This window comes from Streptomyces sp. NPDC058637 (assembly GCF_042717325.1).
GTDB lineage: Bacteria > Actinomycetota > Actinomycetes > Streptomycetales > Streptomycetaceae > Streptomyces.
In genome coordinates this window covers 68,841-92,164 of sequence record NZ_JBHXRD010000023.1, presented here as the reverse complement: position 1 = coordinate 92,164, position 23,324 = coordinate 68,841, and the positions used below count along the sequence as shown (strand labels likewise).

Annotated in this window: 23 protein-coding genes and 2 pseudogenes; 14 read left to right on the top strand and 11 right to left on the bottom strand. The window is 70.7% G+C overall.

Features of this window, described 5'->3' with window-relative positions; translation table 11 throughout:
• The first annotated feature begins 56 nt into the window (after positions 1–56).
• Positions 57–554: a hypothetical protein gene (locus tag ACFWVP_RS23295; RefSeq protein WP_384499362.1), complete on the top strand. Its 498-nt coding sequence runs from the start codon at positions 57–59 to the stop codon at positions 552–554.
• On the opposite strand, the gene ACFWVP_RS23290 is transcribed toward ACFWVP_RS23295, so the two are convergent.
• From ACFWVP_RS23290 to ACFWVP_RS23275, 4 genes are all read right to left on the bottom strand, one after another.
• Complete coding sequence (locus ACFWVP_RS23290) at positions 494–1,063, bottom strand: rhodanese-like domain-containing protein (RefSeq protein WP_384499360.1); 570 nt, start codon at positions 1,061–1,063, stop codon at positions 494–496. The genes ACFWVP_RS23295 and ACFWVP_RS23290 overlap by 61 nt on opposite strands.
• A gap of 37 nt (positions 1,064–1,100) precedes the next feature.
• A complete protein-coding gene (locus ACFWVP_RS23285) occupies positions 1,101–1,844 on the bottom strand; it encodes a sulfite exporter TauE/SafE family protein (RefSeq protein ID WP_384499358.1) in 744 nt (247 codons plus the stop codon).
• Complete coding sequence (locus ACFWVP_RS23280) at positions 1,841–2,146, bottom strand: rhodanese-like domain-containing protein (RefSeq protein ID WP_384499356.1); 306 nt, start codon at positions 2,144–2,146, stop codon at positions 1,841–1,843. The genes ACFWVP_RS23285 and ACFWVP_RS23280 overlap by 4 nt, the downstream gene beginning before the upstream one ends.
• 101 nt (positions 2,147–2,247) lie before the next feature.
• Complete coding sequence (locus ACFWVP_RS23275) at positions 2,248–3,618, bottom strand: rhodanese-like domain-containing protein (RefSeq protein ID WP_384499354.1); 1,371 nt, start codon at positions 3,616–3,618, stop codon at positions 2,248–2,250.
• 119 nt (positions 3,619–3,737) lie between these two features.
• Between ACFWVP_RS23275 and ACFWVP_RS23270 the strand changes: the two genes are divergently transcribed.
• From ACFWVP_RS23270 to ACFWVP_RS23260, 3 genes are all read left to right on the top strand, one after another.
• On the top strand, positions 3,738–4,139 hold the full coding sequence (locus tag ACFWVP_RS23270) for a DUF302 domain-containing protein (RefSeq protein ID WP_384499352.1): 402 nt from the start codon (positions 3,738–3,740) through the stop codon (positions 4,137–4,139).
• Positions 4,136–4,456: a metal-sensitive transcriptional regulator gene (locus ACFWVP_RS23265; RefSeq protein ID WP_384499350.1), complete on the top strand. Its 321-nt coding sequence runs from the start codon at positions 4,136–4,138 to the stop codon at positions 4,454–4,456. Before ACFWVP_RS23270 ends, ACFWVP_RS23265 begins: the two co-directional genes overlap by 4 nt.
• 1,128 nt (positions 4,457–5,584) lie before the next feature.
• The gene (locus tag ACFWVP_RS23260) at positions 5,585–6,676 is read left to right on the top strand and encodes a glutamate--cysteine ligase (protein ID WP_384499402.1); all 1,092 of its coding nucleotides are present in this window, start codon (positions 5,585–5,587) and stop codon (positions 6,674–6,676) included.
• Positions 6,677–7,298: 622 nt separating this feature from the next.
• Here the strand turns inward: ACFWVP_RS23260 and ACFWVP_RS23255 are convergent.
• On the bottom strand, positions 7,299–7,688 hold the full coding sequence (locus tag ACFWVP_RS23255) for a hypothetical protein (protein WP_384499400.1): 390 nt from the start codon (positions 7,686–7,688) through the stop codon (positions 7,299–7,301).
• Positions 7,689–7,781: 93 nt separating this feature from the next.
• On the opposite strand from ACFWVP_RS23255, the gene ACFWVP_RS23250 reads away from it, so the two are divergent.
• The 3 genes and pseudogenes from ACFWVP_RS23250 to ACFWVP_RS23240 all read left to right on the top strand — a co-directional run bounded on the left by ACFWVP_RS23250 (position 7,782) and on the right by ACFWVP_RS23240 (position 10,687).
• Positions 7,782–8,168, top strand: coding sequence for a VOC family protein (locus ACFWVP_RS23250; protein ID WP_384499348.1), 387 nt, complete (start codon positions 7,782–7,784; stop codon positions 8,166–8,168).
• Positions 8,169–8,390: 222 nt separating this feature from the next.
• Positions 8,391–8,799 (top strand): annotated as a pseudogene (locus ACFWVP_RS23245) (transcriptional regulator); the annotation flags it as partial.
• A gap of 442 nt (positions 8,800–9,241) precedes the next feature.
• Positions 9,242–10,687 carry a glyceraldehyde-3-phosphate dehydrogenase gene (locus tag ACFWVP_RS23240; RefSeq protein ID WP_384499346.1) on the top strand — a complete coding sequence of 482 codons (1,446 nt, stop codon included), beginning with the start codon at positions 9,242–9,244 and terminating at the stop codon, positions 10,685–10,687.
• 113 nt (positions 10,688–10,800) lie between these two features.
• Here ACFWVP_RS23240 and ACFWVP_RS23235 read toward each other — a convergent pair whose 3' ends face one another.
• The 3 genes from ACFWVP_RS23235 to ACFWVP_RS23225 form a co-directional block, all read right to left on the bottom strand.
• Positions 10,801–11,691 carry a DUF2510 domain-containing protein gene (locus ACFWVP_RS23235; protein ID WP_384499344.1) on the bottom strand — a complete coding sequence of 297 codons (891 nt, stop codon included), beginning with the start codon at positions 11,689–11,691 and terminating at the stop codon, positions 10,801–10,803.
• 126 nt (positions 11,692–11,817) lie between these two features.
• The gene (locus ACFWVP_RS23230) at positions 11,818–12,510 is read right to left on the bottom strand and encodes a response regulator (RefSeq protein ID WP_384499342.1); all 693 of its coding nucleotides are present in this window, start codon (positions 12,508–12,510) and stop codon (positions 11,818–11,820) included.
• The gene (locus tag ACFWVP_RS23225) at positions 12,510–13,463 is read right to left on the bottom strand and encodes a HAMP domain-containing sensor histidine kinase (protein ID WP_384499340.1); all 954 of its coding nucleotides are present in this window, start codon (positions 13,461–13,463) and stop codon (positions 12,510–12,512) included. Before ACFWVP_RS23225 ends, ACFWVP_RS23230 begins: the two co-directional genes overlap by 1 nt.
• A gap of 214 nt (positions 13,464–13,677) precedes the next feature.
• Between ACFWVP_RS23225 and ACFWVP_RS23220 the strand changes: the two genes are divergently transcribed.
• From ACFWVP_RS23220 to ACFWVP_RS23210, 3 genes and pseudogenes are all read left to right on the top strand, one after another.
• Entirely contained in the window at positions 13,678–13,971 is a 294-nt protein-coding gene (locus ACFWVP_RS23220) for a hypothetical protein (RefSeq protein WP_384499339.1), read from the top strand.
• Between the two features lie 136 nt (positions 13,972–14,107).
• The gene (locus ACFWVP_RS23215; RefSeq protein ID WP_384499337.1) at positions 14,108–14,830 is read left to right on the top strand and encodes a FadR/GntR family transcriptional regulator; all 723 of its coding nucleotides are present in this window, start codon (positions 14,108–14,110) and stop codon (positions 14,828–14,830) included.
• A gap of 97 nt (positions 14,831–14,927) precedes the next feature.
• Positions 14,928–15,641: pseudogene (locus tag ACFWVP_RS23210) on the top strand (helix-turn-helix domain-containing protein); the annotation flags it as partial.
• 36 nt (positions 15,642–15,677) lie between these two features.
• Here ACFWVP_RS23210 and ACFWVP_RS23205 read toward each other — a convergent pair.
• Positions 15,678–16,103, bottom strand: coding sequence for a MerR family transcriptional regulator (locus tag ACFWVP_RS23205; RefSeq protein WP_384499399.1), 426 nt, complete (start codon positions 16,101–16,103; stop codon positions 15,678–15,680).
• Between the two features lie 59 nt (positions 16,104–16,162).
• Between ACFWVP_RS23205 and ACFWVP_RS23200 the strand changes: the two genes are divergently transcribed.
• The 4 genes from ACFWVP_RS23200 (at position 16,163) to ACFWVP_RS23185 (ending at position 20,361) form a co-directional block, all read left to right on the top strand.
• The gene (locus tag ACFWVP_RS23200) at positions 16,163–17,071 is read left to right on the top strand and encodes an NAD(P)-dependent oxidoreductase (RefSeq protein ID WP_384499336.1); all 909 of its coding nucleotides are present in this window, start codon (positions 16,163–16,165) and stop codon (positions 17,069–17,071) included.
• A 310-nt stretch (positions 17,072–17,381) separates the two neighbouring features.
• Positions 17,382–18,149, top strand: coding sequence for a (Fe-S)-binding protein (locus ACFWVP_RS23195; RefSeq protein WP_384499334.1), 768 nt, complete (start codon positions 17,382–17,384; stop codon positions 18,147–18,149).
• Entirely contained in the window at positions 18,146–19,729 is a 1,584-nt protein-coding gene (locus ACFWVP_RS23190) for a lactate utilization protein B (RefSeq protein ID WP_384499332.1), read from the top strand. The genes ACFWVP_RS23195 and ACFWVP_RS23190 overlap by 4 nt, the downstream gene beginning before the upstream one ends.
• Positions 19,726–20,361, top strand: coding sequence for a lactate utilization protein C (locus ACFWVP_RS23185; protein ID WP_384499330.1), 636 nt, complete (start codon positions 19,726–19,728; stop codon positions 20,359–20,361). Before ACFWVP_RS23190 ends, ACFWVP_RS23185 begins: the two co-directional genes overlap by 4 nt.
• A gap of 35 nt (positions 20,362–20,396) precedes the next feature.
• On the opposite strand, the gene ACFWVP_RS23180 is transcribed toward ACFWVP_RS23185, so the two are convergent.
• Positions 20,397–22,289: a DUF2264 domain-containing protein gene (locus tag ACFWVP_RS23180; protein ID WP_384499328.1), complete on the bottom strand. Its 1,893-nt coding sequence runs from the start codon at positions 22,287–22,289 to the stop codon at positions 20,397–20,399.
• A complete protein-coding gene (locus tag ACFWVP_RS23175; protein ID WP_384499326.1) occupies positions 22,286–23,311 on the bottom strand; it encodes a hydroxyacid dehydrogenase in 1,026 nt (341 codons plus the stop codon). The genes ACFWVP_RS23180 and ACFWVP_RS23175 overlap by 4 nt, the downstream gene beginning before the upstream one ends.
• Between the last annotated feature and the right edge of the window lie 13 nt (positions 23,312–23,324).

Genomic DNA, 23,324 nt, shown 5'->3' with positions numbered 1-23,324 from the left:
ACGACGGCACCTTCTCCGCCCCCCGGCGCGTCACCCTGGACAAGGACGTCCCGACGGTGCTCAAGGTGACCGCCGAGCCGAAGGAGCAGGGCACCCACAGCGCCGTCCTGACCATCGACAACAACCGCACCCGCGGCGTCGAGCAGTCCACGCTCCTGACCGTCGAGGCAGCCACCCCGCTGACCGCGGACACCACATGGTCGGCCGGCGGCAGCGTGAACCGCAACGAGACCGTCCACTACACCGTGGCCGTACCGGCCGGCACAAAGAGCCTGACCGTGAACGTCTCGGGCCTCACCGACGGCAGTCAGACGCGCTGGTGGGCCTTCACCCCCGAGGGCCTCAGCGGCTCGCGGCACGGGCAGCCACGGCTCAGGCGTGAGGCTGGGCTTTCGGGCGGGCCGGCCCGTCGGGAAGTAGGCGATCCGGGACGGGGCCGGCTGGCGCCCGTTGGCGAGGGTGTCGCTGTGAGCTGCCCTCGCGCGTATCGCGGTCAGTTGCTTCGCAGGGTGGTGAGGGTGTTGTCGAGGTCGGTGCGGCTGGTGCGGTTGTAGGGGAGTTTCCCGAGCAGGGTGGCCATGGCGCAGCTGTTGGAGAGGGCGGAGTAGGCGAGGCCGGCGGCGATGCCTGCGGAGAGCAGCTGGAAGGCGGGGTGGATCACCTGGCCGAGGAGCAGCCCGAGCAGGACGACGGAGCCTGCGGTGAGACGGACTTGGCGGTCCATGGCCCATCTGGGCGCTGCGGTGGTGGCCGGGCGGTGCAGTTCTCCTCCCGCCGAGGCCCAGGCGGCGGTGCCGCCTTCGAGGCCGGCGGCGGGTATGCCGTTGCGGGACAGCGTGGTGCTGGCGTTCTGCGAGCGGGTGCCGGAGGCGCAGACCACGAGGAGGTCGCCGCGGTCGGCCACCTCGCGGAGGGCGGGCAGGGCGTGTTCGAGGTCGTCGAGGGGGATGTTGTGGGCGCCGGGCAGGTGTCCGCCGGCGTATTCACCGGGGGTGCGTACGTCGATGACGACCAGGGTGTGCAGGCGCTCACGGACGGCACTGGTGGTGAGAGTCGGGTTCATGGGGTCTGTTCTGTCCTTCGGTTCGGGTGGGGCTGGGTCAGATGAGGGTGTCGAGGAGCATGAAGGCGGCCACCGCGAGCAGGACGTAGGCGAAGACGTGCTGCAGGCGGTTGCCGGAGATCTTCGAGGCAAGGCGTTTGCCGTCCCATGCGCCGAGGATCGCGGCTCCTGTGAAGGGGGCGATGACGGCCCAGTCGAGGCCGTCGCCGGTGCCGGTGCGGGTGGCGAGCGCGGCGAGCGAATTGATGATGATGACCAAGAGGCTGGTGCCGACGGCAGCCTTCATGCGCAGGCCGAGGGCGCCGACAAGGGCGGGCACGGCGAGAAAGCCTCCGCCGACACCGAGCACGCCGGTGACGGCGCCCAGCCCGGCCCCGGCCCCTGCGGCTCTGGCCGGCCGCACGGAACGGTCTGGTGCGGGGCGGCTTGGGCGGAGCATCCGCCAGGCCGCGAGTGCGGCGATCACCGAGAATGCGACGGTCAGGACCGGGGCGGGGATGCGGCTGGCCGCGAGGCCGCCGAGCATGGCGGGACCGATGCCGGCAGCGGCGAACAGCAGCCCGGCCCGCCAACGGACGTTGCCGTCCCGGGCGTGGGCGGCCAGAGAACTGATGGATGTCGCGGCGACGATGATCAGGCTCGCGGTGGTGGCGGCGACGGGGCTGAAGCCGAGCAGGTAGATCAGCGCGGGCACAGCCAGCACGCTGCCGCCCCCGCCGAGCCCGCCCAGGGCCAGCCCGACCACCGCTCCCGCCACCAGGGCGAGGATGAGCACGCTCATATGACGGTCCCCGCTGCCCCGGCAGCGTCCTGGACCGGCAGCGCCTGCCGGACCCACTCCTCCATCCCGCCGGTGACGTCGACTGCGTTCATGCCCCGTTCACGTAGGAGGAGGGCGGCGTGTTGGGAGCGATGTCCGGAGCGGCAGATCAGCACGAGGCGCGAGTCGGCGTGCGTGCTCGGCACCTTCGCTCCGGCCGTCAGTCGGGACAGTGGCAGGTGCTGGGCGCCGGGGATGTGCCCAGCCCGCCATTCCTCGGTCTCGCGCACGTCCAGCAGGACGGCGGTGGCTTGCTGGAGCATGCGGTGGGCCTCCACGACGCCAAGGCGACCGGGACCGGGACCCGGACCGGGACCGGGACGGAAGACGGACATGGCGGGACTCCTCTCGGGGCGATAAGGGTTCAAGCGGCGGTGCGGACGGTCAGGCCGGCGTCTGCGGCCTGGTCGAAGCCGTCGTCGACGGCGACCACGTCGCGCCCGGCCGCGTCCAGCAAGGAGGCCGCGATCCCGGCCCGCATGCCGCCGGCGCAGTGCACCCACACTTCTCCGGAGGGCACCTCGTCGATCCGCTCGTGCAGCGTGTGCACGGGAATGTGGACCGAGCCCTCGATGTACCCGCCGGCGCGCTCGGAATCGCGGCGTACGTCCAGGACCACCGGCAAGACCTCTGCCCCGGAGAGCTCGGCTGCCAGGTCGGCGAAGACCGCGCGGCGGAACGAGGCCGGGACATCGCCGGGACGCAGCCAGTCGGACGGGCCGCCGGTCGCGGCGGCTGCGGGGCGGTCGATCCCGACCCGGACCAGTTCGCGCTGGGCTTCGGCGAGCTGCTGGGGTGTCTCAGCAAGCAGGGTGACGGGCTTGCCCCAGGGGATCATCCACGCCAGGTAGGTGGCGATCTTGCCGTCGGCCTCGAAGTTGTACGAGCCGGCGACGTGGCCCTGGGCGAACGCGACACGGTTGCGCAGGTCCACGACCCACTCACCGGCTGCGAGCCGGACAGTGATCTCCTCGGCGTCCGCGCGCCGCGGGGCGGTCAGGTCGACAGGAGCCGGGCCGGCGGAGTTGGCCGGGCCCATGTGCGCGTAGTAGGCAGGGACGTCCTCCAGACCGGCCAGCAGGTCGGCCACGAAGGAGTCGACGTCCTGGGCCAGGGCGGCGTTCACCGTCTTCTCCCGGCCGATGGTGCTCGCGTCACCCTCGGCCTGTCCGGAGGAGCAGAAGCTGCCGAACCCGTGGGTGGGCAGGACCGAGGTGTCGTCGGGCAGCTCCGTGGCGAGCCGGTGTGCGGAGGCGTGCTGGGCACGGGCGAGGTGTTCCGTGAGGCGGGGTTCGACCAGGTCGGGGCGGCCCACGGTGCCGATGAGCAGCGAACCGCCGGTGAACGCGGCGACCGGCGTCCCGCAGTCCTCCAGGACGTAGGCGGTGTGGTGCGGGGTGTGGCCGGGAGTGGCCAGAGCCCGTACGGACAGCTCCTGGTCGACCTCGATCACGTCGCCGTCACTCACCGGGACGCGTGCGAAGGAGACCTGGGCGGCGGCCGGCACCAGGTACGCGGCGCCGGTCAGCCGGGCCAGCTCCAGGCCACCAGTCACATAGTCGTTGTGGATGTGCGTCTCCACCACGTGTGTGATGCGCACCCCGCGCCGCGCGGCCGCCGCGATCACTTGGTCGATGTCACGCGGCGGGTCCACCGCCACCGCGGACCGGGTGCCCCCGGCCAGGTAGTGCCGATTGCCCAGGCCCTCGATCTCGATGGTGTCGACGAAGAACATGTGCCGCTCACTTCCTGAATGGATACCCCCCCGGGTATTAAATCCACCGTAACAGATTACCCCCGGGGGTATAGTCGGAGGGGAATTGCCCCGTTCATCCGGACTCAGGAAGGAAGATCATGGGATATGACCGGACCGTGCGCGTCCACGCCGGCTTCGCCCGCACCGTGGCCGCCGCCCGGCAAGCCCTCGCCGCGCAGGGTTTCGGAGTGCTCACCGAGATCGACATGGCGGCAACCCTCAAGGCCAAGCTCGGCCGGGAGATGGAGGACTACCTCATCCTGGGGGCCTGCAACCCGCGGCTGGCGGAACGGGCCCTCGACGCCGACCGGGGCATCGGGCTCCTTTTGCCCTGCAATGTGGTGATTCGCGCCGAGGGATCGCAGACGGTGGTGCAGGCGCTGGACCCCGCCGTCATGGTCACTCTGACCGGCCTCGACACCCTGACCTCGGTCACGAGCGAGGCCACCCACGGACTGGACAACGCGCTCGCCCGACTCACCAAGGAGCTCAACGGATGAACCCGGCCCTGTCGAACCCCGCCCCGGAAACCACACAGGCCGCCGCGACCGTCGAGGACGGAGCCTCCGCCCGCGCGGTACTCAACCGCCTGCGCCGCGCACAGGGCCAGCTGGCGGGAGTCATCACGATGGTCGAGGAAGGCCGCGACTGCCGGGACGTGGTGACCCAACTCGCCGCCGTCAGCCGCGCACTGGACCGTGCCGGCTTCAAAATCATCGCCGGCCGCATGCGCGAATGCCTGACCGCCCCCGAGGACGGCGGCACCCCCGCCATGAACGAGGCAGAACTGGAGAAGCTCTTCCTCACCCTGGCCTGATCGCTGTCGCCCGGACCCGCAGCAGGGGCAAAGCCATCCGTAAACCCCGCAACGGCACTGGCCCCGGTGAACGTCTCGTCCACCAGCGGCACGCCCACGCCCTGCGCGGCGCCGTCTGACCCGGCAGCCGCAGGACGGACGCCGCCAGCCCCAGCACACCGAGACCCGCGGCGGTCCACCGCCCACGTCTGTTCTGCCCGCGCCTCGCGGCCGGGCTGCCAAAGTGCTTCAGTCTCATATCGCGAAAGGTAAGGACTGACTCGAGCATCCGGGCGGAACGCGCCCCACCCCCGCCGCTCGCCCTCCCTCCCTCCGGCGTACGCATCCGGATGACGGCCGGGTGGCAAAGGGAACCCGGGGTACCACCTGCGCCACCGAAACCAGGAACACGTCAAGAGCGCTGTTCCCGTCTCCCCGACCCGCGGGGATCGTCCGCGTACTCGGCGGTCGAGTGCGAAGGGATACAAAAAAGTGCAGTTTGCTGTCACATAGTCGGTCCCGCCCCGCGTGCTGTCCGTGGCGGCGAGATCGCCCAAGGTCTGTCGAATGGCACGTGGGGGGCGGAATCAGTTGCGCACCCACGTGCCGATCTAATGACCCGAGTCGGGCATAGCGAGACAAAGAGATACAGCGATCCAATTGAGGCCGCTCCGTCGCTTTCGGATGCGGCGGGGGCTGTAGAAGCCGTCGATGTACTCGAAGAGCGCGAGGTTCGCTTTGCCCTGGTGGCGAAGACGCAGCCGCGGGTGCACTCCGCGTACAAGCCCGAGGTGCGGCCCAGGAGCACGATGCCCCTGCTGTCGACCTGCCGCGCCGCACGGGTGCCTTTCGTCGCTGCCGGAAACGGCCTCGCACATTCGTGCGCACCCGTGATCCCGCCGCGCGTGGCTTCCTGCCCTCTCCAGGCTGCCACACCTCGATCGGGCACACCGCCGGTGTGGGACCCGGCGAGAACGCGGGCATCCCGGGCGGGGGAGTGGCCTTGGCCCAGTCGCTTGGCCGAAAGCCGCAATTTGGTGCCCGATGAGTTTGACGGACGGTAAAGCGGAGAGGGCGGGGAAGCTGATGAATGACAGGACAGGCGCGCCCGACGGTGGCGAGCTTGTCGGACCAGACCGGGAGGACAAGATGGTGCGGACGGTGGGTGTCGAGGAGGAACTGCTCCTCGTCGACGAGGAGAGCGGGGAGCCCCGTGCGCTCTCCACGGCTGTGCTGGCCCTGGCGGAACGCCGAGCGGAGGCGGGCTCGGTCTTCGAGTCGGAGCTCCATGACCACCAGCTGGAATTCGCCACCGAACCGCGCGCCGACATGCGTGAACTCGCGGAGGAGATCCTTCGCTCGCGGGCCGAGGCGGCCAGGAACGCCGCGCAGGCCGGGGCTGCCGTGGTGGCCCTCGCGACCTCACCTCTGCCGGTCAGCCCTGCGATCGGGAGCGACGAGCGGTACCGGTGGCTGGCCGAGAGGTTCGGTCTGACGGCACAGGAGCAACTGACCTGCGGATGCCATGTGCACGTCTCGGTGGACTCGGACGAGGAGGGCGTCGGTGTGCTGGACCGTATCCGCCCCTGGCTGCCGGTGCTGCTTGCGCTCAGCGCCAACTCCCCCTACTGGCAGGGGCGCGACACCGCGTACGCCAGCTACCGGAGCAGGGTCTGGGGACGCTGGCCTTCCGCCGGTCCGGTCGAGGCCTTCGGCTCCGCGGACCGCTACCACGAACACGTTGACGCACTCGTCGACACAGGAGTCCTGCGCGACAAGGGAATGATCTACTTCGACGCACGGCTCTCGCACCGGTACCCGACGGTCGAGGTCCGAGTGGCGGACGTGTGCCTGGATCCCGCCGACGCCGCGATGCTCGCCACGCTCGTGCGCGGTCTGGTCGAAACAACGGCACGCAGCTGGGCCGCCGGGGAGCCGTCCGAACCGGTCGGGGTGGGCGTTCTGCGCCTGGCCGCTTGGCAGGCAGGCCGCTCAGGGCTGGACGGCCAGCTCCTCCACCCCCTGACCATGCGTCCCGAACCGGCGCCCGACGTCGTGGGCGCCCTGCTCGCGTACGTCCGCGACGCCCTGGAGGACAGCGGCGACCTCGCACGGGTCGAGACAGCGCTCAAAACGGTGCTGGAGCGCGGGACGGGGGCACGGGCCCAGCGGGAGGCCCTTGCCCGTGCGGGCAGCCTTCGGGCCGCCGTGACCGAATGCGTGGCCAGGACGCGCGGCTGACGGCGTGACCGCGGTGCCCCCGCCCGGTTGGTAACCGCGGTGCCCCGCCCGGTTGGGCGAGCAACTGGCTCCACGCCCAGCCCTCGACACGGGTATGTGTGGGTGCGGGGCACCGACAGGCTTGGATTCGGGGGAACCGTGCCGGGCGGAGCCAGACGGTGGGGATGGGCATGGAGGCGACCGCGAGGAGCTTGGACCGCCAGTTCTTGAGCTGCGGCTCCAGAAGTCCGCGGTTGCGACGTCCCGGATCCGGTCGCCGGGGGCCCGGAGTTGGCGCAGCTGCTCCTCGTCGTAGGCGGCGGCGATGGACCGGGCCGGCCCTGGGAGGGGGAACAGCCTGGCCGGCACCAGGCCGAGCGAATGGGAGGACACCGCCTGGCGTACCTTTCCCGCTCCGGCCCGGTACGGGAAGTCAGGGCGCGCGTGTTCGCCCACTCACTGCTCTCGTCCGATTGCGTTACGGCAGGCATCCGCCGCGCCCCATCGTGGCCGCAGCCCGCCTGAAACGCCGCCGGGCACGCCTGCCCGCGGCTCGATGACCGGGCAGGCAGACCGGGCTCAACCCGGCACAGCCGCTTCTCGCACGCCGCCCGGTTCGGAGCGGGTGCCTGCCCGGGGCGGCTTACCGCTGCCACGTCCACTCGGTGATCTCCGCAGGGTCGGTGCCGGTGCGCCGGATCTCCTCGCGCAGCCTGTCGCGGTGGCGTGCGTGCGCGGTGGCGAGATCGCCGGTGACCGAGGCGCGTCCGTACAGATGCCCCAACGCGGTGACGGCCAGGTCGTGCCGGGACACGCCGTCGCTCGCGAGGAGCTCGTAAGGGGTCGTAATGGTTCCTTCCTCGACGTATCCGCGGACCTGGAAGCGCTCCGGCCCCGGGCGGCCGTGAAGGAGCTGATGGACGGCCGGGGGGCAGCCGTGGAAGTCGAGCGTGCCCCTTGTCGAATCCGCGGTCGCGGATGCATTCCGCGTTGATGCTGCCTGCCGCCAAGCGGGTCGTGTGCCCCGGCGGATTGTGTGACCGGGCCTTGAGGTCCTTGTCCGCGAATGGTGAAAGCGGCTTCCCGATGTGTCGATGGCCCGTCAGGACGCCCTAGGCTCGCTCCCATGCTGCGTCTCGGAATCCCCGTCATCGGTGTCACGGACATGTCTCGCGCTGTGGCCTTCTGGTCGAAGGCTTTGAACCTCGTCGCCGCTCAGGAGTGGAAGAGCGACACATGGCAGACCCTCAACCACGCCGACGGCTCCGGTCGCGCCCTCGGTCTGCAACGCAGCGTGTCGCCCTCCGAGCCGCGACCCCGCCTTCACCTGGACCTCTTCACGGACACGGCGGAGGAGCAGCAGGCGGAGGTCCGGCGGCTGATCTCTCTCGGCGCCGCACCGGTGGACTGGCCCCTGTACCCGACAGATCCCGACTTCGTCGTCCTGGCCGACCCGGACGGCAACATCTTCTGCGTCGTGGACCTCAGCCATGCTCCCAGCGGAGACGAGTGAACGCCCTGACGACGCGCACCACGTCGGGGTGCTGATCGCCGGGCCATTGATCTGACCGTGCGCTTCGACGGCGCACGACCCGTTCCCACGGCGACGAGGTCGAGGAGCGCGCGCCGGAGCGGTGCGCGCCCATGTCGAGGCGGTTCACCGAGGTCGATCTCATACGGATCGGTGGTGCGCACCGGCAGCCTTCATCCGCTGGGCGAGGGGAAGATCCGGCCCTCCGATCCACTGCTCCTGCCGATGATCGTCAACTCCACGGCCTGGACCTACCGGAGACAGGGCCGTCTGGAGGATGCGCTGGGTATCGCCCTCCGCGCCGCGGACAACTTGGTGAACGCAGGCCGCGACGAGACTGCCGACGGCCTGAAGGTGTGGGGGCACTGACCATGAGTGCCGCTACGTCGGCCGCGCGGAGCGGCGGCTACGGGCGCGCGGCGGCGATGATGGAGATGGAGACATCGGGGACGCGGTCGATGCGGTGAAGACCCTGGAGTCCCTCCGTCGGGTCGCGCCGGTATGGATGAGGCACCACACGCCGGCCGTGGCCATCGTGCGTGACCTGTGGGAGCTCCCCGACAGGCCACCGGGACTACGCCCGTTGGCGGAGTTTCTGGGGGCCGGCGAATAGCGTGGAGAAAGTGGGACGCTGCGCCCCTGTCAGCCTCTCCGGCATCTCGCTCACATGAGTGGACAGCTCCCCGGCGGCCGTGCGACCTGCCCCGGGGCCCGGCCGGCCGGGAGAGCGGAACGACATGCCACAGCTTGCGACGCGGGCGCGTCCCACCGGCTGCCCAGGGTATAGCGAGACCCTGCCGCGCGAGCCGGGGAAGTGCCGCCCCAGCATGCCGCCTGGTCCGGGTCGTGCGGCCCGTCCGGGCTCTGGGCAACCCGGCCGACGACGTTCGGTCAGGCAGTCGTGTTCACGGGCTCTACCTGATGCGTCGATGGCGCCCTTCATCCCGGTTCGTCCATCTTCGGCAGTGCGGGCTCCGGCTCGGGCGGCACCGCCTGGATGCTGGAAATATGGGCGGGTTAACATATGAGCACCGCCTAGCTCGAAAGATGAACCTGTGACTGTCAATGACGACTCGTTCACCAACTGGAAGAACCGCGAGGAGATCGCGGAGTCGATGATCCCCGTCATCGGGAAGCTGCACCGGGAGCGGGACGTCACCGTCCTCCTCCACAGCCGCTCCCTGGTGAACAAGTCGGTGGTCAGCATCCTCAAGACCCACCGGTTCGCCCGGCAGATCGCAGGCGAGGAGCTCTCGGTCACCGAGACGCTGCCGTTCCTGCAGGCCCTCACCGCCCTCGATCTCGGCCCCTCCCAGATCGACATCGGGATGCTCGCCGCGACCTACAAGGCCGACGACCGCGGGCTCTCGGCGGAGGAGTTCACCGCCGAGGCCGTCGCCGACGCCACGGGTGCCAACAAGATCGAGCGCCGCGAGGGACGCGATGTCGTGCTCTACGGCTTCGGCCGCATCGGCCGTCTCGTCGCGCGGCTGCTCATCGAGAAGTCCGGATCCGGCAACGGCCTGCGGCTGCGTGCCGTCGTCGTCCGCCGGGCCGGTGACCAGGACATCGTCAAGCGTGCCTCACTGCTGCGCCGCGACTCGATCCACGGCCAGTTCCAGGGCACGATCACGGTCGACGAGGCGAACAACAGGATCATCGCCAACGGCAACGAGATCCAGGTGATCTACGCCGACGACCCGTCGGAGATCGACTACACGGCGTACGGCATCAAGGACGCCATCCTCATCGACAACACGGGCAAGTGGCGTGACCGCGAGGGGCTTTCGGAGCACCTCCGTCCCGGCGTCGACAAGGTCGTCCTGACCGCGCCGGGCAAGGGCGACGTCCCCAACATCGTGCACGGGGTCAACCACGACACGATCAAGCCGGACGAGCGGATCCTGTCCTGCGCGTCCTGCACCACCAACGCGATCGTCCCGCCGCTGAAGGCGATGGCCGACGAGTACGGCGTGCTGCGTGGCCACGTGGAGACCGTCCACTCGTTCACCAACGACCAGAACCTGCTTGACAACTACCACAAGGCCGACCGCCGAGGCCGTTCCGCGCCGCTCAACATGGTCATCACGGAGACGGGTGCCGCCTCCGCCGTGGCCAAGGCGCTGCCCGACCTCAAGGCGCCGATCACGGGCAGTTCGATCCGTGTCCCGGTCCCGGACGTGTCGATCGCGATCCTCAGCCTGCGGCTCGGGCGCGAGACCAACCGTGAAGACGTCCTCGACCACCTCCGCAACGTGTCGCTGACCTCGCCGCTCAAGCGCCAGATCGACTTCACGACCGCGCCCGACGCGGTGTCGAGCGACTTCATCGGCTCGCGTCACGCCTCGATCATCGACGCGGGCGCCACCAAGGTCGACGGTGACAACGCGATCCTCTACGTCTGGTACGACAACGAGTTCGGCTACTCCTGCCAGGTGATCCGCGTCGTCCAGCACGTCTCCGGCGTGGAGTACCCGACTTTCCCGGTCCCGGTCGCCTGACGAACGCCACGGGTGGGCGCGGGGCGGTGACCCGCGTTCGTCCGCCCCCCCCGCACGGCCGGAGGCCGTACCGGATGCTTCCGGTACGGCCTCCGAGGCGTCCGCGGTCGACGTCAGGCGGTCCGGCCGGTGCCTGAACCGGTTCCCTCCGCCGCCTTGATGCCCTTGGTGATGTCGTCCAGGACGGAGAGTTTCGGCGCCTTGGCGTTGATGTCGAAGCCGGAGCGTACGACGACCAGCATCCCCTCGATGTTGGGCGAGGGGAACGCGAGCGACTCGACGTACCCGTCGTCGCCGTCCTTCGTCACCACCTTCCAGCGCACCAGATAGCCCTTCTGGCCGGCCACGGTGACCGCCTCGGACTTGAGCTGCTGGTGCGAGGTGATCCCGCCGTAGATCTCCTCGCCGTACGACTCCTCGGCGTTGGTCTCGATGTCCGCCTCCGCCGCGGCCTTCGCCGTGGTCGCCGTGACCTTGAGGGCCTGGGCCGGGGCGGAGAACACCCCGCCGCGCACGCACTTCTGGGCCTCGTCACCGGGGCAGGTGTACGTGCCCGTGGTCACTCCCGCGCCCACAGGTCCGGACTGCCCGGTCCAGCCGTCCGGCACGGGGATGCTGATGCCGCTGGCCAGGTCGGTGGCGTACCCCTCCTCGGTCTGCGGCGTTCCCTGGCCGGGGTCCTGGCCCCCGCCGCCGTTCTCCTCGCCACCGTCCTGCCCGCCGCCGCCCGGGCCGCCGGGGTCCTGCGAAGGGGCGGTGGCCGACGTGTCGTTCGTGCCGGAGCCGCTGTCCCCCAGCAGGTACGCGCCGCCGCCCACGGCCGCGAGCAGTACGACGCCGGTGGCTATCCCGGCACCGATGCGTATCCGTCGGCGGCGGACGGCCGCCGGGGGTTCACGGAGCTGGTCGGTCCACCGGCTCCCGTCCCACCAGCGTTCCTGGGCGGGGCCGATTCCTGAGTACCCGGGGTCTGCGTGCCATCCGGGCGGGGTCGTCTGGGTCACGAGAGAAACCGTAGGCGCACTGGCTGAGAAACGTATGAAACGCACAGCGTGGCCGTAGTCACGTCTCAGGAACATCGTGCCGTCGCGCGAACGGGCGGGACGGGCAGGAGGGGCCGCCGCGCGGCCCTACGGTTCGATCAGACCGGCCCGGATCGCGTACCGCGTGAGCTCCAGTCGGTCGCGGAGGCCCAGCTTCTGCAGGATGTTCGCCCGGTGCCGCTCGACGGTCTTCGCGCTGATCACGAGGAGGTCGGCGATCTCCTTCGACGAGTGCCCCTCGGCGACCAGCTTCAGGACCTCCTCCTCGCGGTCGGTGATCGCCCGCGCCGGGACGTCACCCCCCTCCCTGACGCGGTCGAGGTAGTTCCGGATGAGGGCGGTGACCGCGCCCGGATAGAGGAACGGCTCGTCGCGCATGGCGGCCCGGCAGGCCTCCACCAGGTCCCGGTCGGCCACGGACTTCAGTACATACCCCGAGGCGCCGGACTTGAGCGCCTCGAAGAAGTACTGCTCGTTGTCGTACATGGTCAGCATCAGGATGCGCAGTCCGGGCATCACCCGGGACAGCTCCCGGGCCGCCTGAAGACCCGTCAGGCGGGGCATGGCGATGTCGAGGATGGCCAGGTCAGGCTGTTCGGCGCGGGCCAGTTCGACGGCCTCGGCGCCGTCGCCCGCCTCGGCGACGACCTGGAGATCCGGTTCGCCGTCGAGGATGAGCCGCACCCCCCTGCGGACCAGGGCGTGGTCGTCGGCCAGCAGGATCCGGGTCCTGGCGGGGCGGGAGTCCGAGGCGGCGGACGTGGTCGGGGAGTCGGGCATCAGGCGCTTCCGTTTCGTACAGGCACGTCGAGGCGTACGTCGGTGCCACCCGACGGGCCGTCGCCGAGGGTCAGTTCGGCACCGATCAGCAGCGCGCGTTCGCGCATGCCGCGCAGGCCCGCGCCCTCGGGGGCGCCCCCGAGGCCACGGCCGTCGTCACGGATGCGCAGCTCCACCCCCTGCGGGCTGTGGCACAGGGAGAGTTCGAGCAGGGTGGCCTGGGCGTGCCGGACCGTGTTGGTGAGGCACTCCTGGGCGATGCGGTAGACCACCAGCTCGGCCTCGTGGCCCAGTTCGGGCAGGTCCTTCTCCATCCGCCGCCTGATGACGAGGCCGTCCGGGGTCGGCGTCTCCGTGATCAGGGCCGTCAGCGCGCTGACCAGACCCAGCTCGTCCAGCACCCCGGGGCGCAGCCTGCGGGCGATCCGGCGGATCTCGTCCAGGCTGCCCCGGGTGATCTCCTGGACGTGGATCAGCTCCTCGCGCAGTGGCTCCGGGGCATGGCCCGCGACCCTCTTCAGTTCGAGCAGGACCGCGGTGAGGGTCTGGCCGACCTCGTCATGCAACTCCTGTGCGACCCGCCGCCGTTCGCCCTCCTGGGCGGAGAGCGCACGGGCGCTGCTGGTCGCTCGCTCAGCCTCCAGACGGTCCAGCATGCTGTTGAACGTCTCGATGAGATCGGCGATCTCGCCCTGCCCCGCGACCTCGGGACGCGGACTGGGGCTCAGCAGGTCGGTCGTCGTCATCGCGCGGGTGACCCGCTGCAACGGGGCCAGGCCCAGCCTGAGGAGCAGCGCGTTCGCTCCCAGCATCAAGGTCATGCCGCCGGCCAGGATCAGGGCCTCGGTCAGTACCACCGGGGCGGACACGGTGATCGGGCCGAGCAGCAGCAGGGCACCGGCCGCCACCAGTACCGCGGCGTTGAGCAGGAAGATGCGCCAGAACAGTGACAAGACCGCACGGCCTCCTTCGGGTGGTCGCGTCAGCGGTTGACAGTCTCCACTATGGCCGGTGCCGAGGTTCCCGGGCCGGTGGGGGACGGACGGCAGGGTGTCTGCATGGTGGGCACCCCCGAAGATGGGTGTCAGCCCCTATGGTCCAGGCCCCCTCCCCGGACGACGATGGAGCCAGGTGCTCAACGGGTTTCCGTACCGGGAGGGAGTCACCATGGCGCACTACGACGAGCGACTGAGCGGCCTCGACGACCGGAGCCGCCACGACAGACCCTGCTCCGCCGACGGCCACGGCGCACCCCGCGCTCCACGCGCGTACGGCCGCGGCCTCGCCTGGCTGTGGCTCGGTGCGGGGCTCGGCGCCCTGCTCACCGGCATCGTCATCGGGCACGGTCTGCTCATCGCCGCGGGACTCGTGGTGTCCGGGGTGGCCGGCCAGCTCTTCGATCCGCAACGAAGGAGCAGCCGGGGCCGGGTGCGACGCGGTGGGCTGCCGCGCACCCGCTGACCCCGACAGCCGGCCCCGGTGGCCGCCGAAGCCGTTGGGGCGGGCCCGGCTCGACGGCCCCTCCGGCTTTGGTCCGACCACACGTGCTGTGTGACATAGTCGGATCATGCGTATCGTCCGGAGCAGGGAGTAGCGGATGGCCGTCGAGTGGCAACCCGTACGGCAGTCCCGCACGCACGAACTCGTGCTCCAGAGCATCGAGGAGCGTGTCTTCGCCGGAGAGCTCAAGGCGGGCGACCGTCTGCCGCCCGAGCGTGAGCTCGCACCCGTCCTCGGAGTCAGCCGGTCCGCCCTGCGTGAGGCGCTGCGGGTGCTGGAGACCATCGGCGTCCTGGTCGCCCAGCCCGGCCGGGGCCCGGATTCGGGCGCGCGGATCGTGCGCAACCCGGACGACGCCCTGGGCCGGCTGCTGCGGCTGCACTTCGCGCTCGGCAGCTACAGCCTGCACGACGTGCTGGAGGCGCGGGTCGTGCTCGAGCGGTCGAGCTGCGAGGCCGCCGCGCGGCACGCGCCGGCCGAGGACCTCGACGAGGCCGAGGAACTGCTCCGGCGCATGGGCGAGCCGGATGTCGGTGTGGGCGGGTTCAACGACCTCGACACCCGCTTCCACGTACTGATCGCCGGGAGTTCGGGCAACGCGCTGACCTCCACCCTCACCTCCGCGGTGCGCGAGTCCGTACGCCCGCTCATCCTGCGGGCACTGGAGGAGACCGAGGACTGGCCCGCCACCGCGGCCGCGCTCAACGCCCAGCACGCGCGGCTGCTGCGGCTGGTGCGCGAGGGGCGGGGCGCGGAGGCGGCGGACCTGGTCGAGGAACACATCAGAGGGCTGCACGGGACGCTGGTCGACGAGAGCTAGTGCCGCATCAGGCAACGTTCGCCCCGTTGTGGAGTGACGCGCCATCCGGGTCCTGGTCCTGGGCGACCCACGGTCGCACGGTCGTCAGGAGGTGCGGGTGGCAGATCGAGTACACGTGCGTGAGATCGATGACGACGAGGGCAGGCGGCTGCTGGCGATCATCCGCCGCGGTACGGGTTCGGTGGTGACCTGGAGGCGGGCCCAGATGGTGCTGCTGTCCGCGCAGAGCATGCCGGTGGCGAAGGTCGCCGAGGTGTCGTTCACCAGCGACGACCGGGTCCGCGATGTGATCCATACTTTCAACACCGACGGTTTCGACTCCCTCTATCCCAAGTACAAGGGCGGCCGGCCGAAGACCTTCACCCTGCCCGAGCGCCGCGAGATCAAGAAGATCGCCAAGTCCCGGCCCACCGAGCACGGCCTGCCGTTCTCGGCCTGAAGTCTGACCAAGCTGGCGGACTTCCTGGTCGCCGAGGGGGTGGTCGACGACATCAGCCACGAGGGCCTACGCATTCTGCTCCGCGAGGAAGGCGTCTCTTTTCAACGCCTGAAGACCTGGAAGACCTCCCGTGATCCGGACTACGCGGCCAAGAAGGCCCGCGTCGAACACCTCTACGCGATCGCCGACGGCGAGGTTATACCTGAGGACAGCGAGCCTGAAGTCATCTTCTGCATGGACGAGTTTGGTCCACTCAATCTGATGCCGCATCCGGGTCGGCAGTGGGCCGAACGCGGAGGCAAGCACAAGAATCCCGTCCCTGAGCCCCGCCGACGGCGCCGGGCGAGCCACAACCGCCACGGCGGAGTGCGCGCTCAATCGCATCGAGGCTCAGTTCACCGCGCTGCGTTACTTCACAGTGGCGTCGCCGGGCCGCTTTGCGGCACCGGTCGCGTAGCAGGCTTCCGGATCGTCGCCTCCGGTCGGCGCCGTGGCGGCGATGACGGCGTCCAGCGTGTCCCGTGCGGCCAGCAGGCCGGCCACGGCCTCGTTGATGCGTTCACGTTCCCGGTTCAGGTCGGGCAGCATGCCAGAACAGGCTGGCGCAAGGGTCTGCCCGTCGTCGACCATGCAGGGCATCAGTTCGGCGATCGTGGCGGTGTTGAGACCGGCGCCGAGCAGCATGCGGATGCCCCGCACTGTGGCAATGTCCTCTTCCGTGAACTCGCGATATCCGCTTGGCCGCCGCGATGGCTTGAGCAGTCCCTGCTCCTCGTAATAGCGCAGCAGGCGTTGGCTGACCCCGGTCCGCCGGGAGAACTCTCCCATGCGCATGTGACGACCACCACGTTCAGTTGACTCTCACATCGATGTGAGACAGCAGTCTATTCCGCATGACGAACCAGCGATCAACAAGCCCGCAGCACACATCCGTTACCGTCATCGGCCTCGGCCCTATGGGCCTCGCCCTGGCCGAGACGCTTCTGGAACGCGGCCACCCCACGACCGTCTGGAACCGAACCCCGGAGAAAGCCAACAGCCTCGTCACCAAGGGCGTCCACCGCGCGGGGACCGTCGCCGAGGCGGTGTCCGCGAGCCCTGTCACGATCATGTGCCTGAAGGACTACGAGATTATGTACGCGGTTTTCGACTCCGCTGGTGACGCCCTGAAGGGCCGCGTACTGGTGAACCTCAACTCCGGCACCCCTAATGAAGCGCACGCTGCGGTCAGCTGGGCAACCGAGCGAGGCATCGGCTATCTGGACGGCGCGATCATGGTGCCGCCGCCGCTCGTCGGGCACCCCGACTCCGTCTTCCTTTATAGCGGTTCACAGGACGTCTTCGACGAGCACCGGGCGACCCTGGCGAGCATGGGCGACCCCCGGTACCTGGGCTCCGACCCCAGCCTGGCGGTGCTGTACAACGCGGCACTGCTCGACATGATGTACGCGACCATGAACGGCTTTCTGCACGCCACGGCGCTGGTCGGGTCGGCGAGCGTTTCGGCGGTCACGTTCGCCGATCTCGCACTCAACTGGTTCATGCCCTCGGTGGTGGACTCAACTCTCACCGAGCAGGCTCCCGACCTGGACAGGGGCAACTACCCCGGCGACGTGGGCACCATGGAGATGAACCTCAACGCGCTTGAACACATCACCCGCACCTGTGTGGAGCAGGGCATTCACTCCGACCAGCCGCGGCTGATGAAGGCGATCGCCGAGCAGGCGATCGCCGAGGGTTACAGCGGCAAGAACTACCTGGCCGTGTTCGAAGTCTTCAAGAAGGCGACGCACGCTTCATGACCTCATACGACGTTGAGGCGCACTACTGACAGGGCGGACGTTGCCTGATGCGGCACTAGCTAGGGCCTGTCGTCCGGTTCGGCCAGGCCCCGCGAGCCCGGCATGATCCGAACGAGAGGCCCGGCCCGCAGGGGCCGGTAACGGGAGTGGGGACGGTGCGCACAGGCGCCGTCCCACTCCCGTTCCTCGTGTCCGGACACTTCGCGGGCGACGCGCAGGCGTTCTCGGGGCGTTTCCCGGGCGCGCCCACGGTTCCGCATTCGGACGGAGGCTAGTATGGTCGGACCATAGAAACGACCGAGGAGGCCCCATGCGCATCGGACTCTTCGCCACCTGTCTGGGAGACACGCTTTTCCCCGAGGCGGTGAAATCCACCGCGGTGCTGCTCGCCCGCCTGGGCCACGACGTGGTGTTCCCACCGGGTCAGACATGCTGCGGGCAGATGCATGTCAACACCGGATACCAGCGCGAACCCGTCCCGCTGGTGCGCAACTTCGCCGAGCAGTTCGGGGACCCCTCGATCGACGCGGTCGTCATGCCGTCCGGCTCCTGCGCCGGATCGGTCCGGCATCAGCACGAGATCGTCGCCGAGCGGTACGGGGACGCCGCGCTCCGCGCGGGTGTGGCCACCGTCAAAGCCAAGACGTACGAGCTCTCCGAGCTCCTCGTCGACGTCCTCGGGGTCACCCGGGTCGGCGCGTACTTCCCGCACCGCGTCACCTACCACCCCACCTGTCACTCGCTGCGTATGCTCCGGGTGGGGGACAAGCCGCTGCGGCTCCTGCGCGCCGTCGAGGCGATCGACCTCGTCGAACTCCCCGAAGCCGAGTCCTGCTGCGGCTTCGGCGGCACCTTCGCCGTCAAGAACGCCGGGACGTCCACCGCGATGCTCCAGGACAAGATGCGCGACATCGCCACGACGGGGGCCGCGGTCTGCACCGCCGGCGACTCCTCCTGCCTGATGCACATCGGCGGCGGGCTCTCCCGCATCAGGTCCGGTACGCGCACCCTGCACCTGGCCCAGATCCTCGGCTCCACCCGTACCGCGCCGTACGCCCTGACGGAGGCCGCCCGATGAGCACCTTCCTCGGCATGCCCGCCACCCCGCCCCGTTCCCCGTACGGGACGGGAAACCTGCGCGGCGACCGTACGTTCCCGAAGGCCGCCCACGACGAGCTGGGCAACGAGCAGTTGCGCCGCAACCTCGGCAAGGCCACCCGTACCATCCGCACCAAGCGGCTCGCCGTCACCGGTGAACTCCCCGACTGGGAGGAGCTGCGCGACGCCGGATCGGCCATCAAGACCGACACCATGAACCGGCTCCCCGAACTCCTGGAGCAGCTGGAGCAGAAGGTCACCGAGCGCGGCGGCACCGTCCACTGGGCACGCGACGGCGGCGAGGCCAACGAGATCGTCGCCCGGCTGGTCAGGGCGACGGGCAGCAGCGACGTCATCAAGGTCAAGTCGATGGCCACCCAGGAGATCGGCCTCAACGAACACCTCGAATCGCTCGGCATCACCCCGTACGAGACCGACCTCGCCGAGCTCATCGTGCAGCTCGCCGACGACAAGCCGTCGCACATCCTGGTGCCCGCGATCCACCGCAACCGGGACGAGATCCGGCAGATCTTCCTCGACGAGATCCCCGGCGTCGACCCCGGCCTGGACAACGTGCCCGCGCACCTCGCCGCCGCGGCCCGCGCGTATCTGCGCGAGAAGTTCATGACGACCAAGGTGGCCGTCTCCGGCGCCAACTTCGGCATCGCCGAGACCGGCACCCTCTCCGTCGTCGAGTCCGAGGGCAACGGCCGGATGTGCCTGACGCTGCCCGACACCCTCATCACCGTCATGGGCATCGAGAAGGTCCTGCCGCGCTATCAGGACCTGGAGGTCTTCCTCCAGTTGCTGCCGCGGTCCTCGACCGGTGAGCGCATGAACCCGTACACCTCGATGTGGACCGGTGTGACCCCCGGCGACGGGCCGCAGGACTTCCACCTGGTGCTCCTCGACAACGGCCGCACCGCCGCGCTCGCCGACACCATCGGCCGCGAGGCCCTCAACTGCATCCGCTGCTCGGCCTGCCTCAACGTGTGCCCGGTGTACGAACGGACCGGCGGGCACGCCTACGGGTCGACCTACCCCGGTCCCATCGGCGCGGTCCTGACCCCGCAGCTCGCCGGGATGGACGCGGCGAAGGACGACCCCAACAGCTCGCTGCCGTACGCCTCCAGCCTCTGCGGCGCCTGCTTCGACGCCTGCCCCGTCAAGATCGACATCCCGTCGATGCTCGTCGAGCTGCGTCACCAGCACACCGAACAGTCCGGCACCACGGCGGAGAAGCTGGCCATGAAGGCCGCCGCCGCCGTGATGAAGAGGCCGAAGGTGTTCACGGCCGTGCAGAAGGCCGCTGCCCTCGGCCGGGTCGTCGGCGGACGCGACGGCACGATCACGCGCCTGCCCGCCCCGTTCGACGGCTGGAGCGACAGCCGCGACACCACCGCCCCGCCCAAGCAGTCCTTCCGCTCCTGGCTGGCGTCGGCGGAAGGCGCGGCGACGCTGCGCACCGCCGCCGAAGAGGGCGTCCCGCCCGCCACCGACGACCGCACGAAGGACCCGGTGACGAGGACCGCCACCGACGACCCCACGGAGGACCTGTGACGACGACCGCCCGTGACACGGTGCTCGGCCGGATCAGGGACGCCCTGGCCCTGGCGCCCGCGCCCGCCACGACCGTCCCCCGCGACTACCGGACCGGCCGCACCCTCCCCGACGGGGAACGCCTCGCCCTCCTCACCGACCGGCTCGTCGACTACAAGGCGCGGGTGTACCCCTGCACCGCCGACGACACGGCCCGGGTGATCGCGGAGGTGCTCGCGGCGCACGGCGCCCGGCGGATCGGGGTGCCCGCCGGGCTCGACGAAGGATGGCTCACCGCCTACGACGGCGAGGTGCGCCGGGATACCGCGGACATCCCGGCGCCGAGCCTGGACGCGCTCGACGGGGTGGTGACCGCCTCGGCCGTCAGCTGCGCGGAGACGGGCACGATCTTCCTGGACGGATCCCCGGACCAGGGCCGGCGGGCACTGTCCCTCGTCCCGGACCTGCACGTGTGCGTCGTCGGCCTGTCCTCCGTCGTCGTCGGCGTCCCGGAGGCGGTCGCACGGCTGGTGCCGGAGCGGCCGACGACCCTGATCAGCGGCCCGTCCGCCACCTCCGACATCGAGCTGGAGCGGGTGGAGGGCGTGCACGGCCCGCGCACACTCGCGGTGGTGATCCGCACCGACGCGTGAGCCGGAAGGGGCGCCGCCGGGGCGCCCCTTCCCGTTCAGCCGGCGTGCACGACCTCCAACGGGGCGAAGCCGACCCGGGTGACCGCACCGTCGTCCGCCCAGCGGACCTCCACCGTGTCCACGTCCACGTCCACCCCGCTGACCGCCACGCCGAGGCCCGCGGCCCCCGGCTCCGCGGTGAGCGAGGCAAGGGCCACCAGCACCGCCGTACCCTCGACCTCCGCCGCCAGCCGGGGCAGGACCGCCCACCCGGTGAACGCCGTGCCCTGCGGCGCCCGTACCTCCTCCCGCTCCGCCCAGCCGTGCAGCCCGTGCAGCGCCGAACGCACCTCACCACCGGGATCCGTCGCCCACCCCGTCTGCTCCGCCAGCGATCCCGCCGGAGCCCCCAGGATCCGGTGGACCCGCAGCTCGTACCTGCCCCGGACGACGGTGACGCTCTCCACCCGCAGCCCCGGCACCGTCGGCGCGCCCTCCGGGAAGACCGGGCGGTGCCAGGAGGCGGCCCAGCCCCAGCCGTCGCCGTGCCCGGCGCCCGTCGGGTGGATACGGAACCGGCTGCTGCGGATCCCCGCGACCCGCACCGACAGATGGTTGTCGGGCGTGTTCCCCACCGCGGTGGGACCGGTCGAGGTGGAGTACGCCAGGCGTGCGTAGTGCGGGTCGGACGCGGCGGCCGACTCGCCCTCGTGCGGCCGGGCGTGGTCGCTGCCGTGGTTGTGCAGCCGGACGATGCCGTCCGCCCGCGTCGACTGCACCAGCAGCCCCGCCGAAGGCAGGGACAGCACCCGGTCGGCGCTCTCGCTCGGAGCGGGCTCCTCCGCCGCCGTCCACAGCGGGTGGTCCTCCGGGGCGAGCAGGGCGACGAACGCCTTCGACGCCCAGTACGGGGACGAAGGGCCCGAGTACACCTGCAGCGTCGCGTCGTGCGGACCGTGCCAGCCCAGGCTCAGCAGACCGTCCTCACCGGTCGCCCCACGGTCCAGGAAATACCGCAGCGACCCGCTGATCAGCCGACGCGAGACACCCGGGGCCAGCGGGGTGTGCCCGGACACCGCGCCCATACCGACGGCCGCGCCCGCCGCGAAACGGTAGGTGAGGGAACGCCCGAAGTGCAGCGGAGCCCCGTCCGCGCCGAACATCAGCGAGAAGCTCTCCAGGTGCTCGCTCAGCCGGGGACCGTAGCGCGCGGCGAGTTCCGCGTCGCCCGAAAGATACGCGTCCAGCACCGGATACAGGTGCAGCGCCCAGCCGTTGTAGTGGTCGAAGGCCCGCCCGTCGCCGTCGGCGTACCAGCCCTCGCCGCGGTACCAGACCTCCAGCAGGTCCAGGGCCCGCTGCCGGGCCCGGGCCGTCTCCGGGTCGCCCCGGCCCACCGATTCCAGGAAACCGGCGACGGAGAAGGGGAACAGATACCAGTTGTTGGGCGCGGGCGAGTGCCGCAGGGCGCCGCGCAGCCACTCCTCGGCCCGGTCCTGGGTCCCCGGGTCCAGCCGGTCCCACAGCCACGGACGGGTCAGCCGCAGCCCGATCGCCACGGACGCCGACTCGACCATCGGCTGGCCGAAGACCGTGTGGTCCAGGATCAGCGGCCAGGACTCGGCGTCGTCACGGCCCGCCGTGCGCGTCCCGGCGGTGAGCCCGTCGGCGTACCGCTCCAGCCAGTTGTGCGGATCCCCGCCGCCCGCCCCGGCGACCCGGAACGCGGCGGCGAGGAACGTCCGGGCGTAGCCCTCCAGACCGTCGGAGCGGACACCGGAGCGTGAGGGGCGCCCCGGCAGGTCGAGCATGGCCCGGCCGGGCGTGGCCCACTTCCAGGCGGCGTGCAGCAGACCGTCCGCCGCCGCCTCCCAGTGCGCCCGGGTGAAGCCGGTGTGCGGGCTCGAAGCACGGTCCTCGGCGGGGAGCCGGAAGGGAGAAGACGTCATGCGAGGAATGCCAGCCTTTCGCGTCGTACGGGATGGGCGAAGCCGTCGCCCGCGGCCCAGCGGGCGACCTCGGCGACCGCGAGATCGGCCAGCCGGCGCAGTTCGTTGCCCTGGGAGCCCGCGAGGTGCGGGGTGATGGTCGCGTTCTCGCAGTCCCACAGCGGATGGCCGTCCGGCAGCGGGTCGGGGTCGGTGACGTCCAGGACCGCCCGGATCCGGCCCTGGCGCAGGACGTCGGTGAGGGCGTCCTGGTCGACGACCGCGCCCCGAGAGGTGTTGATGAGGACACCGTCGGGACGCATGGAGGTGAGGAGCCCACGGCCGACCAGCCCGGTGGTCGCGGGCAGCAGCGGGGTGTGGACGCTGACCACGTCGCTCTGCGTGAAGAGCTCGTCGAGCGCGACGGACCGGACCCCGAGCGCGGCGGCCTGCGTCCCGGAGACGTACGGGTCGTGGAGCAGCACCCGCAGGTCGTACGGGCGGAGCAGCTCGATCACCCGCCGGCCGATCAGGGAGGCCGACAGAACGCCCACCGTGCGGTGGTAGTTGCCCACATCGGGCGGGGTGGCGAGCCATGCGTCGCGGCGCCGGGACATCCGGAAGTCACGGGCCCGCTCCAGGACCCGCTTGCCGGACAGCAGGATCATCGCGACGGTGTACTCGGCTACCGGCAGCGCGTTGGCCGCCGCGGCCGACGAGACCTCGATGCCCCGGTCCCAGCAGGCCTCGGTGACATGGCCGCGTACGCTGCCCGCCGTGTGCACGACAGCCCGCAGCGCGGGCGCACCGGCCAGTACGCCGGCGTGGAGGGGTGGACAGCCCCAGCCGGTGATCAGCAGCTCCGCGTCCGCGAGGGCGGCACGGGCCGGTCCGGTCGTGAAGTCGTCGATCACCGGCCCCGGTACGAGCGCGCAGGACGCGGACAGTGCGGCCAGCGAGTCGGGGGAGAGCACCGCGGCCGCGGCCTCCTGGCTCATGGCGAGCGCGGCACGCGGCCGGCGGGCGGGGGGAGTGCTGGGCATGGTTCTCCTGTGC